Annotated in this window: 11 protein-coding genes; 8 read left to right on the top strand and 3 right to left on the bottom strand. The window is 73.6% G+C overall.

All coding sequences use genetic code 11. The features are described 5' to 3' along the window. Window positions 1-24 precede the first annotated feature (24 nt). Together ACFV88_RS03380 and ACFV88_RS03375 are read left to right on the top strand one after the other, a co-directional pair. Window positions 25-888 (top strand): TrmH family RNA methyltransferase, encoded by an 864-nt coding sequence (locus ACFV88_RS03380; protein WP_385485482.1) that lies wholly within the window; start codon window positions 25-27, stop codon window positions 886-888. Between the two features lie 82 nt (window positions 889-970). Beyond that, on the top strand, window positions 971-1,372 hold the full coding sequence (locus ACFV88_RS03375; RefSeq protein ID WP_385485480.1) for a hypothetical protein: 402 nt from the start codon (window positions 971-973) through the stop codon (window positions 1,370-1,372). Between the two features lie 511 nt (window positions 1,373-1,883). Here the strand turns inward: ACFV88_RS03375 and ACFV88_RS03370 are convergent. Both ACFV88_RS03370 and ACFV88_RS03365 read right to left on the bottom strand, forming a co-directional pair. After that, window positions 1,884-2,651: an ankyrin repeat domain-containing protein gene (locus tag ACFV88_RS03370; protein WP_385485478.1), complete on the bottom strand. Its 768-nt coding sequence runs from the start codon at window positions 2,649-2,651 to the stop codon at window positions 1,884-1,886. 67 nt (window positions 2,652-2,718) lie between these two features. Then, the gene (locus ACFV88_RS03365) at window positions 2,719-3,606 is read right to left on the bottom strand and encodes a hypothetical protein (protein ID WP_385485476.1); all 888 of its coding nucleotides are present in this window, start codon (window positions 3,604-3,606) and stop codon (window positions 2,719-2,721) included. 242 nt (window positions 3,607-3,848) lie between these two features. Between ACFV88_RS03365 and ACFV88_RS03360 the strand changes: the two genes are divergently transcribed. Beyond that, window positions 3,849-4,634 (top strand): S1 family peptidase, encoded by a 786-nt coding sequence (locus ACFV88_RS03360; protein WP_385485474.1) that lies wholly within the window; start codon window positions 3,849-3,851, stop codon window positions 4,632-4,634. 114 nt (window positions 4,635-4,748) lie between these two features. Here ACFV88_RS03360 and ACFV88_RS03355 read toward each other — a convergent pair whose 3' ends face one another. Then, complete coding sequence (locus ACFV88_RS03355) at window positions 4,749-6,521, bottom strand: beta-galactosidase family protein (protein ID WP_385486014.1); 1,773 nt, start codon at window positions 6,519-6,521, stop codon at window positions 4,749-4,751. A 176-nt stretch (window positions 6,522-6,697) separates the two neighbouring features. Between ACFV88_RS03355 and ACFV88_RS03350 the strand changes: the two genes are divergently transcribed. The 5 genes from ACFV88_RS03350 to ACFV88_RS03330 all read left to right on the top strand — a co-directional run bounded on the left by ACFV88_RS03350 (window position 6,698) and on the right by ACFV88_RS03330 (window position 13,771). Continuing rightward, a complete protein-coding gene (locus ACFV88_RS03350) occupies window positions 6,698-7,591 on the top strand; it encodes a helix-turn-helix domain-containing protein (RefSeq protein ID WP_385485472.1) in 894 nt (297 codons plus the stop codon). A 6-nt stretch (window positions 7,592-7,597) separates the two neighbouring features. Further along, complete coding sequence (locus ACFV88_RS03345; RefSeq protein ID WP_385485470.1) at window positions 7,598-7,954, top strand: chorismate mutase; 357 nt, start codon at window positions 7,598-7,600, stop codon at window positions 7,952-7,954. Window positions 7,955-8,255: 301 nt separating this feature from the next. Then, window positions 8,256-10,751 (top strand): aminopeptidase N, encoded by a 2,496-nt coding sequence (pepN, locus tag ACFV88_RS03340; RefSeq protein WP_385485468.1) that lies wholly within the window; start codon window positions 8,256-8,258, stop codon window positions 10,749-10,751. Window positions 10,752-10,928: 177 nt separating this feature from the next. Next, window positions 10,929-12,326, top strand: coding sequence for a pyridoxal phosphate-dependent decarboxylase family protein (locus ACFV88_RS03335; RefSeq protein ID WP_385485466.1), 1,398 nt, complete (start codon window positions 10,929-10,931; stop codon window positions 12,324-12,326). After that, window positions 12,323-13,771, top strand: coding sequence for a lysine N(6)-hydroxylase/L-ornithine N(5)-oxygenase family protein (locus tag ACFV88_RS03330; RefSeq protein WP_385485464.1), 1,449 nt, complete (start codon window positions 12,323-12,325; stop codon window positions 13,769-13,771). Before ACFV88_RS03335 ends, ACFV88_RS03330 begins: the two co-directional genes overlap by 4 nt. Window positions 13,772-13,861: the final 90 nt, after the last annotated feature.

Genomic DNA, 13,861 nt, shown 5'->3' with positions numbered 1-13,861 from the left:
CGCGCGGGGTGGGAGAGTGGGGGGATGAGTCAGCAGCACCGTGCGCCGCGTCGAGGCGGTCCACCGCTTAGGGTGACCACCCGCAACGCCAGGTTCCAGCAGTGGCAGGCCCTTCTGGGCAACCGCACCAAGCGCCAGCGGGCGGGGGAGTTCCTGGTGCAGGGGGTCCGACCCCTCACCCTCGCCCTCGACCACGACTGGCCGCTGCGCGAGGTGCTGTACGCCGGGGACCGCAGCCCCTCCCGCTGGGCGCGCGATTTCCTCGACCGGGTCCCCGCCGAGACCTCCCGGATCGCCGTGGCCTCGGAGCTCCTGCACGAACTCGGCGGCAAGGAGGACACGGTCCCCGAGCTGCTGGGCGTGGCGGCGATGCCGGAGGACCGGCTCGACCGGATGTCCCCCGGCCCCGACTTCCTGGGCGTGGCCTTCGACCGCCCCATCACCCCGGGCAACATCGGCACCCTCGTCCGCTCCGCCGACGCCTTCGGCGCCCACGGGGTCGTCGTCTCCGGCCACGCCGCCGACATCTACGACCCCAAGTCGCTGCGCGCGAGCACCGGCTCCCTCTTCGCGGTCCCGGTGGTCCGGGTGCCGTCCCCGCAGTCCGTCGCCGACTGGGCGACGGGGCTCCGCGCCCGGGGGGTGCCGCTGCGGATCGTCGGCACCGACGAGCGGGGGACGGCCGGGCTCACTCAGACGGATCTGACGGGCCCGGTGCTCGTGGTGATCGGCAACGAGACCTCGGGGATGAGCGGAGCCTGGCGGGAACTGTGCGACGAGACGGTCAGCATTCCGATCGGCGGGGCCGCCAGCTCCCTCAACGCGGCGGCGGCGGCGACCGTTCTGCTCTACGAGACGGCGCGGCAGCGGGGCTTCCCCTCCCACTGACCCGTTGACTGCTGCATGCTGATACGAAACTGTGAACTGAATTCACGGACGTTTGTTGCGTGTGGAGTGTCAAGATGTCTCCATGGCAGGTCACAGGAAGCACACGCAGTTGCAGCGGGTCATCGGGACGCTCGCCGGGGTCTCCCTCGCGGTCGGCGTCCTCCCCGGAATCTCCGTCGCCCCGTTCGAGTCCGGGGGCGTCGCCCTGGTCGTCACGGTCTCGATCTTCATCATCGTCAACCAACTGATCTACGCCTACCCGGACGGGATACGGACGGCCCCCGCCGGGGTGCTGCTGCTCCTCGCGGCGTTCGGCTTCGTCCAGGACAGCCTCATCTGGCTGCTCGTCTCGTACGCCGCGGACCGATCGATCGGTGGGCACACGGTGGACGGGTTCCTGACCGCGTTGCTCGGTGGGCTCCTGGTCCGCGGAGTCACGCTGGCGGTCCTGTACCTGGCCCCGGCCCGCCCCGCACAGACCTAAGCTCCTTGCGGGTGCGCAGTGGTTGCCCCCGGGTGCGTTCCGCTGGGGTGCGCTGTTCGGCGCGGGTACGCGGTGGTCTTGCGCAGTTCCCCGCGCCCCTATCCGGGGCGTCCATCTGGGGGTGCGCTGTCCTGTGCGGGTACGCGGTGCGATTCGCGCAGTTCCCCGCGCCCCTGTCGGGGCCCGTTTGTGGCTGCGGACGATGGCGTCGAGAAGCGCCCGAGATCCAGGGGCGCGGGGAACTGCGCAACAGCGGAACGCACCCCAACCGAACAACGCACCCCCAGCGGAACGCACCAAAAGGGGCGCGGGGAACGGCGCAAAGCCACCACGCACCCGCACCGAGCAGCGCACGTCGAACGGAACGCACCGAAGGGGGCGCGGGGAACGGCGCGGGCAACCGCAATGCACCCTGCCGGACAGCGCACGCGCAGGTGGGCGTACCCAAGGGGCGCGGGGAACGGCGCGAGCAACCACCACGCACCCGCACGGGACAGCGCACCGGAAGGGCTCAGGCGGACGCGCCGGGTCGCACGGCCTCCAGGAGCCGTACGACCTCCGCGTGGCCCGCGTCCCGGGAGTCACCGGAACGCGCCGCACCGTCCGACCCGAGCAGCCACACCTCAACACGTTCCGTGCCATCAGCACCGAGCGTCCGCCGCACCGAGAAGGCCGCCCCCGGCGCACCGTGCGCGGCTCGCAGCCTCGCCGTCAACTCCGCCTCGACGTCCAGGCCGGACCAGTGCCGCGCCCGGGCCAGGGCCTCCGCGCGCCCGGCCACGGCGCCCCGGGCCAGCAGGGCCCGGACGATCGAGGGCGAGCCCCGGTCGGCCGCCGCGCACAGCGGGGTTCCCTCGCCGCCCCCGGGAAGATCGGGGTCGGCCCCCGCATCGAGCAGCGCGGCCACCACCTCGACGTGCCCGCCGCGCACCGCCCAGGCCAGGGCCGTGAGGTCGAACTCTTCCCGGACGTCCGGCCGGGCCCCCGCGGCCAGGAGTTCCTGCACCGCCCCGAGGTGGCCCCAGACCGCCGCCGCGCACAGCGGCAGCCCCTCCGTACCGCTCGGTCGATCGGGTGCCGCCCCCGCCGCCAGCAACAGGCGGACGAGTTCGGTGGCGCCCTGGACGGCGGCGGCGTACAGCGGTGTCAGCCCGTCCTCGTCCGGGCCGTCCGGGTCGAGCCCGCGCTCCAGGAGTGCGGTGAGTTCCCGCGCGGCGGCCTCGGGGTCCCTGAGGCTCAGCAGTACGGCGTCGTGGAGCGGTGCGCCGGGAGAATCCATGACGGCACCCTGACCGAAGGCACGGCCCCGGCACAAGGTGATTTCCGCGGGCGTGCGCCCCCGCGGGTCAGGTGTCGCAGTCCAACACCGTCCGGCACAGTGCGCAGCGCACCCGGACCGGTCCGCGCACCGGGACCCTGATCCGCTGGTGGCAGATGGGGCAGGCGAACCGCACCCGTAGGGGTGAACGGCCCTCGAAGCAGTACCGGTCGTCGGAGGCCGGCGCCGCCCCGCGGTCCCGGGCGCTGCGGCGGTCCCGTGCGTACCGGCGGCGCCCCGCCCAGCCCGCCGCCGCCAACGGCGGTTGCCGCGCGTCCGACCGGGCCCGGGTCAGCCCCCGTGCGTACGCCTCGTACGCCTGCGGGCTGGTGAACCACGGCGACGGGTCCTCGTCGAACAGCAGTGCCCGTTTGGCGAGGACGTACCCGTACTCCTCGGGGGTCAGGTACCCGAGCTTCTGCGAGGAGACGGCGTCCTCCCGGTACGCGTCGAGGAGCAGCCACCCCGCACCCAGGTAGGCGGCGGTGGTGTCGGTCAGGATCTCGTTGTCCCCGGTGTCGGGGAACGACAGGTCGAGCCGGTGCAGGTACACGTGCGCCACTTCGTGGGCGAGGGCCGCGCCGATGTCCCGCCGGTGGGTGCGGAACCGGTCGTTCAGCTCGACGAAGTACTCCGGCCCCGGGGTCAGTTCCACGTGCGCGGCATGGGTCATCTCCCGGAAGCTGACGATCATCCGGGCGTGCGGCAGGCGGTAGTGCCGCACCATCTCGCGGGCCACCCGCTGCGCCCCGAGGTGCAGGTCGTCGAGGTCGTCGAAGGCCACGTCGGCCGGGGTGACGCTGGTGCCGAAGGCGTCGACGGTGTCGCGGGACAGCCGTCGGTACAGGGCGGTGATCGCCGACCGCACCGTCTCCAGGTGGGGGAATCCGTGTTCGACCGTTCCGCCGTTCGCCACGTCCGAACCCCCTGAAGGCGCTGAACCGATTTCCACTGTAGGTGGGTTCACGCCGCCCGCGTGTGGCCGGTGTCCGGAATCGGGCCCTTGCCGCGGACCGCGGGCGATCTCCATAATCCAGAAACGCTTGGCGGGTCCATGTCATGTTCAGGGTCGGGGTGGTACGTGCCGACCGGCGCGCACCGCACCGAGCCCGCACCACACCCGTCCGGCGGCCACCCTCCCCCACGAAGGGACGCCCCTTGAAGATCCTGAAGAAGTTCGCCGGCGTCAGACGGCTCATAGCTGCCGGTGCGGTCCTCCTCGCCGCCGTCTCGCTCCAGCCCCTCAGCACCGCCCAGGCCGCCCCCTCGCCCGTCGTCGGCGGCACCCGGGCGGCCCAGGGCGAGTTCCCGTTCATGGTCCGACTCTCCATGGGCTGCGGCGGCACCCTCTACACCCAGCAGATCGTCCTCACCGCCGCGCACTGCGTCAGCGGCTCGGGGCCGAACACCTCCATCACCGCGACCGCCGGGGTCGTCGACCTCCGCAGCCCCAACGCCGTGACGGTGCGCTCCACCTACGTGCTACAGGCCCCCGGCTACAACGGCACCGGCAAGGACTGGGCCCTCATCAAGCTCGCCCAGCCCATCAACCTGCCCACGCTGAACATCGCCACCACCAGCGACTACAACACCGGGACCTTCACCGTCGCCGGATGGGGCGCCGCGCGCGAGGGCGGCGCCCAACAGCGGTACCTGCTGAAGGCGAACGTCCCGTACGTCAGCGACGCCGTCTGCCAGCAGGCGTACGGGTCCTCCCTGGTGCCCGGCGAGGAACTGTGCGCCGGCAACGTCCAGAACGGCGGGGTGGACACCTGTCAGGGCGACTCCGGCGGACCCATGTTCCGCCGGGACGCCGCCGGGGCCTGGATCCAGGTCGGCATCGTGAGCTGGGGACAGGGCTGCGCACGGCCCGGCTACCCCGGGGTGTACACCGAGGTGTCCACCTTCGCCGCGCAGATCGCCTCCGCGGCCAGCACCCTGTAAGCGTCCGACCGGCAGGGCCGAAGCATGCGGCCCCCGGTGCTCCGTCCCCCCGCACGGGCCTGCGCGCGGCCCTCGTGGGGACACCGGAGCACCGGGGGCCGTCGCGCCCGCCGCTCAGGGGGGAGTGAGGGCGGGCGCGGCGCCGGGCGCCTCCCACTCCAACAGCCACAGCTCGTTCGCGCCCTCACGGAGCAGCGGCCCCGGGACGTACAACCGGCGCTGCGGGCCCACCGACCAGTAGCGCCCCACATTGACGCCGTTGATCCAGGCGAAACCCCGACCCCAGCCGGGCAGCTCCAGCACCGCGTCCCCCACCGGCCCCCGCACCTCGAAGCCGCCCCGGTACAACCCCCGCCCGTCGTCGCCACCCGGCTCCGCGTCACCCGCTCCGTCCACCGGCTCCAGTGCGCGCACCCGCTCCGCGTCGTCGAACGCGTCGAGCCGCAGCGCCCGCGCCCGCACCCCGTGCAGGTACTGCCGCTCGTGCAGGACCCCGCCCGTCAGCCCCTTCGCCTCCCCGAGCCGCGGCCCGTAGTTCACCCGGCCCAGCGACTCCACCCACAGCTCCAGCCGGGCCGGCCCCGCGACCGGCACCGGGAGCACCGCGTCCTGTTCGGTGAGCGTCCCCGCCCACACCCCGTCCACGTGGACCCGGGCGAGGTCCCGCAACCCCCGCACCCGCACCTCGTACGGCTGCCGGGGCCCCGGCACCTCCAGCGCGTACCGCACCAGCCCCCGGTCCACCCCCAGCTCCTCGAACGTCGGCGGCACCCCGTGCGTCGACTCCGGGTCGCCGAGCCCCTCCAGCACCGTCACCAACGGCACCCGCTCCAAGGCTCCCGCCGTCACCGGCGCGCCCAGCACCGGGGGAGCCGGCGGAACCGGGGGCAACGGACCGTCCGCGTACGCGGCGAGGACCTCCCGCATCAACCGGAACTTCTCCGTGACCCGGCCGAACTCGTCCACCGGGGCGTCGTAGTCGTACGAGGTGACGTCCGGCTCCAGCCGCCCGTCATGCAGCTCCCCGGCACGGTTCGCCCCCGCCCACCCCGCGAAGTTCGTCCCCCCGAACGCCATGTACAGATTGACCGACGCACCGCACTCCAGGATCTCCCGCAGCGCTCCGGCGGCGTCCTGCGCGTCCCGCACCACGTGCTCCGCGCCCCAGTGGTCGAACCAGCCGCACCAGAACTCCATGCACATCAGCGGCCCCGTCGCCCGGTGCCGACGCAGCGCCTCGAAACCCTCCCGCGCCCGTGACCCGAAGTTCACCGTCGCCAGCACGCCCGGCACCGACCCCCCGGTCAGCATGTGGTCCTCGGGCCCGTCCGAGGTGAACAGCGGCACCCGCACCCCGAGGTCCACCAGCAGGTCCGCGAGCCCCCGCAGATAGGCGGCGTCCGACCCGTAGGAGCCGTACTCGTTCTCCACCTGCACCATGATCACCGGGCCCCCGCGGTCGATCTGCCGCTCCACGACCTGCGGCAGCAGCGCCCCGAACCAGCGCCCCACGGCCACCGAGAACTCCGGGTCCCGGGTGCGCACCCGCGGGCCCAGCGGCCCCGTCACCCAGTGCGGCAACCCGCCGTTCTCCCACTCGGCGCAGATGTACGGCCCCGGCCGCACGATCGCCCACATGCCGGCCGCCCGCACCGCGTCCAGGAACCGCCCCACCTGCTCCACGTCCCGGTACCCGCCCGGCCGCGGCTCGTGCAGGTTCCACGGCACGTACGTCTCGACGCAGTTCAGGCCGAGCGCCCGCAGCATCGCCAACCGGTGGCCCCACTGCTCCTCGTGCACCCGGAAGTAGTGCAGCGCCCCCGAGAGCAGCCGCACCGGCCGCCCGTCCATCTCGAAGTCGTCCTCGCCCACCCTGAACTCGGCCATCACGTCCCTCTCGCTCACCGGCACCCACACGATCACCCCTGGCGGGCGGCCCGGTCCATGGACAAAGATCAAGGGTGATTGGACGCAAGGACTCCGCACCGTCCCTGCAGGGCCGGCCGTGGCACCCGCGGTCCGGTCCACCGGCGCCGACGGGGACGACGAGCGAGGGAAGACGGATGTATCACACCTGGATGCGGTACTTCACGCCGAGCCCGCTGCACCAGCGACTCGGACTCGTCTGCCTCGGCGTCGGGCTGCAACACGGCACCCTCCCCACCGTCGGACCCCGCACCCTCGACCACCACGTCGCCGTCGTCATCACCGCCGGCCGGGGCTGGTACCGCAGCTCCGACGGCCGCCGCACCACCATCACCGCGCCCGCCCTGCTCTGGCTCACCCCCGGCGTCCCCCACCACTACGGACCCGACCCCGGCACCGGCTGGGACGAGAGCTTCGTCGACTTCTCCGGCCCGGCCACCACCACCTACACCGAACTCGGCTACATCGAACCCGAACGGCCCGTCGTCGCGCTCGCCGACCCCTCCGGGCCCCGCGCCGCCGTCGGCCGCATCGCCCGCGCGGCCCGCCGCGGCAACCCCCTCCTCGAAGTGGAGACCGGGGCCGCCGTCCATGAACTCCTCGTCGCCCTGCGCCGCGCCCGCGCCGGCGCGGCCCCCGACGGCGACCCCGTCCTCCAGGCCCTGGCCCGGGACGCCTGCCAGCCGCTGTCCGTCGCCGAGCACGCCGCCCGCCACGGAATGACCCCCGCGGAACTGCGCACCGCCGTCCGCCGCGCCGCCGGGTGCAGCCCCAAGGACTACCTCCTCGGCATCCGGCTCGGCCGCGCCAAGGAACTGCTCGCCGCCACGGAACTGCCCGTCGCCTCCATCGCCCGCCGCGTCGGCTACGACGACCCCGCGTACTTCTCCCGGCTCTTCACCCGCCGCGTCGGCACGGCCCCCGTGCGCTTCCGGGAGCAACAGGGCCGTGCGGTGCCCGGCGGCTGGTCCACCACCGTGCCCGACCCCGACGACCCCCCGACCCTCCGTCCCGCCCGCCCCGTAGGGTGATCCACCATGACCTCCAGCGACACCGAAACCGACCGCGGCGAGCGCCCCGACGTCACCGAACCGGCCGTCCGGGCCGAACTCGCCCGCCTCCGCGACAGCATCGACAACATCGACGCCGCCGTCGTCCACATGCTCGCGGAACGCTTCAAGTGCACCCAGCAGGTGGGCCTGCTCAAGGCCGTCCACCACCTGCCGCCGGCCGACCCCGCACGGGAGTCCGCGCAGATCAGCCGCCTGCGCAGCCTCGCCGAGAACGCCAAGCTCGACCCCGCCTTCGCGGAGAAGCTCCTCAACTTCATCATCGCGGAGGTGATCCGCCACCACGAACAGATCGCGGACGAGTCCGTGACCGGCGGCAGCTGAACCCGGCCCGACCCACAGCACGGCCCGACCCACAGCACGACACCGCACACCCCCGCGACACCGCGCACCCTCCGCGCCACGGCGCCCCCGGCGGACGGCCACCCCGCACCCGCCCCGGCCGCCCCACCCGGGCCGCCCCGAGCACCCGCCCCGCCCGCCCGACCGGCGGTCCCCGGCGCGGGGGATCGCGCCCCCGCGCCCCCCGATGCGCCCCGGGAGCCACGAGAACAACAGGCACAAGTGCCCCAGAACGCTCGGGAGAGGACACCGCCTCTGTGCCCGGCGCCCCGCATCGTGCAGCATGAGCAGCATGTCCGTACTGACGCGCGACGAAGCGCACAACCGAGCCAAGCTCCTCGACGTCCAGCACTACACCGTCGACCTGGACCTCACCACCGGCGACGACACCTTCGCCTCCCGCACGGTCATCCGCTTCGTCTCCCGCGCGGACGCGGACACCTTCGTCGAGCTGAAGCCCGCCGTGCTCCACTCCGTCACCCTCGACGGCACCGCACTCGACCCCGCCGCACTCGCCGACGACCGGCTGCCCCTCACCCTCACCGAGGGCGCCCACGAACTCACCCTCACCGCGACGATGCGCTACAGCCGCACCGGCGAGGGCATGCACCGCTTCACCGACCCCACCGACGGCGAGACGTACGTCTACAGCCAGCTCTTCCTCGACGACGTGCAACGCGTCTACGCCGCCTTCGACCAGCCCGACCTCAAGGCCGTCTTCGACCTCACCGTCACCGCCCCCGCCGACTGGACGGTGCTCGCCAACTCCGTCACCACCGACCACGGCGACGGCCGCTGGACCGCCGCCACCACCCCCCGCATCTCCACGTACCTCCTCGCCGTCGCCGCGGGCCCCTGGCACAGCGTCCGCACCGAACACCGCGGCCTCCCCTTCGGCATCCACTGCCGCCGCTCGCTGGGCGCCTACCTCGACACCGACGCCGACGAGATCCTCGACACCACCAAGGCCCTCTTCGACCGCTACCACGAGAAGTTCGAGGAGCCCTACCCCTTCGACTCGTACGACCAGGCGTTCGTCCCCGAGTTCAACGCCGGAGCCATGGAGAACCCCGGCCTCGTCACCTTCCGCGACGAGTTCGTCTACCGCTCCGCCGTCACCGACACCGAACGCCAGACCCGCGCCATGGTCATCGCCCACGAAATGGCCCACATGTGGTTCGGCGACCTCGTCACCCTCAAGTGGTGGGACGACATCTGGCTGAACGAGTCCTTCGCCGAGTACATGGGCTACCAGACCCTCACCGAGTGCACCCGCTTCACCGGCACCTGGGTCGACTTCGGGGTCGCCCGCAAGGCGTGGGGCTACGACGCCGACCAGCGGCCCACCACCCACCCCGTCGCCCCGGACGCCGTGGACGACACGGCCTCCGCCCTGCTCAACTTCGACGGAATCTCCTACGCCAAGGGCGCCTCCGCGCTCCGCCAACTCGTCGCCTGGCTCGGCGAGAAGGACTTCCTCACCGGCATCAACACGCACTTCGCCCGCCACAAGTTCGGCAACGCCACCCTCGCCGACTTCATCGACTCCGTCGCCAGCGCCACCGAACGCGACGTCCCCGCCTGGGCCGACGCCTGGCTGCGCACCACCGGAGTCGACACCCTCACCGCCACCGTCGCCGCCAGACCCGGCACCTGGGCCCTCACCGTCGACCGCGAGGGCACCCGCCCCCACCGCGTCACCGTCGGCGTCTACGACCGCGACCTCAACGACGCCGGCGCCCTCGTCCTGCGCGAACGCCTCGACGTCGACGTGCCCCGCACCGGGGACACCGCCCCCCGCACCGGGGTGCGCCCCGCCCTGGTCCTGCCCAACGACCAGGACCACACCTACACCAAGGTCCGCCTCGACGCGCACTCCGAGGAAACCGCCCTGCGTACCCTCTCCGGCGTCCCCGACCCGCTCGCCCGCGCCGTGCTGTGGAACACCCTGCGCGACATGGTCCGCGACGGCGACCTCGCACCCGGCGCCTACCTCGCCACCGCCGCCGCCCACCTCCCGGCCGAGACCGACCTCGCCCTCGTCCAAGGCGTCCTCACCTTCACCGCCACCCACATCGCCGACCGCTACCTCACCCCCGCCCAGCGCCCCGAAGCGCTGGCCGCCCTCACCGGGATCTGCCGCTCGCTGATCCGCCGCACCGAGGACGGCGAGAACCCCGGACTGCGGCTGATCGCCGTCCGCCACTACATCTCCGCGGCGGCGCACCCCGACACCATCGAGGACTGGCTCGCCGACGGCACCGTCCCCGGCGGCCCCGAACTCGACCCCGAACTGCGCTGGCGCATCCTCGGCCGCCTCGCCGTCCTCGGCGCCACCGACCAGGCCGCCATCGACGCCGAACTCGCCCGCGACCCCAGCGCCAGCGGACAGGAGGGCGCCGCCCGCTGCCGCGCCGCCCTTCCCGATCCCGACGCCAAGCGCGCCGCCTGGGACGCCCTCTTCCACTGTGACGACCAGCTCTCCAACTACCTCTTCACCGCCACCGCACAGGGCTTCTGGCAGCCCGAGCAGGCCGAGCTTGTCGCCGACTACGTCCCCCGGTACTTCAGCGACGCCATCGCGGTCTCCGCCCGCCGCGGCCCCGCCATCGCCACCGCCGTCGGCCACCACGGCTTCCCCGCGCACGCCGTCGCCCCCGACACCCTCGCCCTCGGCCGGGCCGCCCTGGACGACCCCGCCACCACCCCCGCCCTCCACCGGCGGCTCGCCGACCAACTCGACGACCTCGCCCGGGCCCTGCGCGTCCGCGGCACCTGACCCCACCCCGCGGCCCCGCTCCGGCACGGCCGCCCCCACCCCACGGCGGGTGGACGGGCCACCCGCCCGTCCACCCGCCGTAACTCTTTCGGGTTCCCTTCCTGTGGATCTACGCGGCCGCCCCAACCAGGCCGCCAGTCTGGGCATTTCGCGCCCCAGCACCCGAAAGGCACCACCATGAGCGCGCAGCCGCCACTCGCCGGGGGAACCAACGGAGCCACCCACCTCAGACCCCTCGTCGCCACCGTGCTCCGCGCCCTCGGCACCGGTGCCGCCACCCGCGGCGGCCCCCTTCCGGCCGGCGGACCCGCCGCCGTCACCCACCGCGTCCGGGCCACCGCCGCACCCGCGCTCCCCGAGCACGGCACCGGCGCCGAAGAGGCCCTGCACACCCTCGTCCGGATGCTCGCCGAAGGCGCCGCCGACCCCGCCGACCCCCTGTGCGCCGCCCATCTGCACTGCCCCCCGCTCGCCGTCGCCACCGCCGCCGACCTCGCCGCCAGCGCCCTCAACCCCTCCCTCGACTCCTGGGACCAGGCCCCCGCCGCCTCCGCCCTCGAAGCCCTCGTCACCACCGAACTCGCCGCCCTCGTCTACCGCGACGCCCCCACCCCCGGACCCGCCACCGAACCCCCCACGGCCCTCGTCACCACCGGCGGCACCGAGTCCAACCAACTCGCCCTGCTCCTCGCCCGGGAACTCCTCGGCCGCACCACCCTCGTCTGCGGCGCCAACGCCCACCACTCACTGCGCCGCGCCGCCTGGCTCCTCGGCCTCCCCGAACCCCACGTCATCCCCACCCCCACCGGCACCCTCCACCCCGAGGACCTGCGCACCGCCCTCAGCCGCGTGCCCGGCCCCGCCCTCGTCGCCGCCACCGCCGGAACCACCGACGCCGGACTCATCGACCCCCTCCCCGACCTCGCCCGGCTCGCCGCCCAACACGGCGCCCGCCTCCACCTCGACGCCGCGTACGGGGGCGGACTCCTCTTCAGCGACACCCGCCGCCGCCTCCTCACCGGCATCCACCACGCCCACACCGTCACCCTCGACGCCCACAAACTCGGCTGGCAGCCCGTCGCCACCGGACTCCTCGCCGTCCGCGACCCCCGCGACCTGGCCCACCTCACCACCCGCGCCGACTACCTCAACGCCGACGACGACACCGAAGCCGGCCTCCCCGACCTCCTCACCCGCTCGCTGCGCACCACCCGCCGCCCCGACGTCCTCAAACTCGCCGTCACCTTCCGCGCCCTCGGCCGCCACGGCATCGGCGCCCTCGTCGACCAGGTCTGCGCCCACGCCCACACCCTCGCCGACCTCATCACCCGCCGTCCCCACCTCGAACTCCACGCCACCCCCACCATCAGCACCGTGCTCTTCCGCCCCCGGGACGCCGACGACCACCACCTCGCCGCCCTGCGCCGCCGCCTCCTCCACGACGGGGACGCCGTCCTCGGCCGCGCCCGCGCGGACGGCCGCCTCTGGCTCAAGGCCACCGTCCTCAACCCCCACACCAGCCCCCACGACCTCACCACCCTCCTCGACCTGGTGGAAGGACACCCCCGACGATGACCCCCACCCCGCCGCCCGCAGTGCCCCTGGTGAGTTCCGCGCCCCGCCGGGACCCCGGCACCCCCCGCGACCTCATCGGCATCGGCATCGGCCCCTTCAACCTGTCACTGGCCGCCCTCGCCCACCCCCTCACCACCCTCGACACCGCCTTCTACGACCCCCACCCCGCCTTCCACTGGCACCCCGGGCTCCTCATCGACGGCGCCACCCTCCAAGTCCCCTTCCTCGCCGACCTGGTCACCCTCGCCGACCCCGCCAGCCCCTGGAGCTTCCTCAACTACCTCCGCGCCCACGAACGCCTCTACCCCTTCTACTTCTCCGAGCGCTTCCACATCCCGCGCACCGAGTACGACGCCTACTGCCGCTGGGTGAGCGACCACCTCCCCACCCTCCACTTCGGCCATCACGTCGACACCATCCGCTGGAACCCCGAACGCGCCCTCTTCGACGTCGAGTTCACCCGGACCGGACCGGACGGCGAGCCCGGGCCCACCGGTCGAGCCCTGGCCAAGAACATCGCCCTCGGCATCGGCACCGCCCCCCACGTCCCCGACCCCCTGCGCCCCCTCGCCGCCGACCCCACCGTCCCCGTCCACCACTCCGCCGACTACCTCACCCACCGCGCACGCCTGCTCGCCGCCGACCACGTCACCGTGATCGGCTCCGGCCAGTCCGGTGCGGAGATCTTCCTCGACCTGCTGCGCAGTCGGCCCCCCGGACGCGAACGCCTCCACTGGCTGGCCCGCACAGAAGCGTTCGCCCCCATGGAGTACTCCAAACTCGGCCTCGAACACTTCACCCCGGACTACACCCACTACTTCCACGACCTCGCCGAGCCCGTCCGGGACACCCTCGTCCCCCGGCAGTGGCAACTCCACAAGGGCATCGACACCGAGACCATCAGCGCCATCCACGAGGAGCTGTACCGACGCACCCTGCACGGCGGCTGGCCCGACGCCGTCCTCACCCCGGGCGTCACCGTCCGCACCGCGGGACGCGTCGCCACCACCCGGGTCGAACTCCACCTGGAACACGCCCAGCAGAGCACCCGCAGTCGCCTCACCACCGACGCCGTCGTCCTCGCCACCGGCTACCGCGAACGCCCCCTGACCCCCCTGCTCGCCGAGCTCACCCCCCACCTGCGCCACGACGCCTCCGGACGGCTCCGCGTCGACCGGCACCAACGCCTCGTCCTCGCCCCCTCCCTGGGTGCCACCGGCCGTCACCTCTACGTCCAGAACGCGGAACGCCACACCCACGGCGTCGGCACCCCGGACCTGGGGCTCGCCGCTTGGCGCAGCGCCACCATCCTCAACTCCGTGACCGGCAAGAACCCCTACCCCCTGCCCGTCCGCACCGCCTTCACCACCTTCGGGCTCAGCCGACCCGCACCCGTCGGCCCCGTCGGCGCACTGACGCTCACCCCGCTCAAGGAAGCCCGCTGACCGCCCCCCGCTGACTCGCCCCCCACTCCCTGGGCCACCCCCACCGGACCCCGTCGCACCCCGCTCGCCCTCGACGCCCGTGCCCGCCGG

The organism is Streptomyces sp. NPDC059816 (genome assembly GCF_042732055.1).
Taxonomy (GTDB): domain Bacteria; phylum Actinomycetota; class Actinomycetes; order Streptomycetales; family Streptomycetaceae; genus Streptomyces.
Note: the sequence above shows the minus strand (reverse complement) of the source record. Positions and strands in the feature narration are given on the sequence as shown.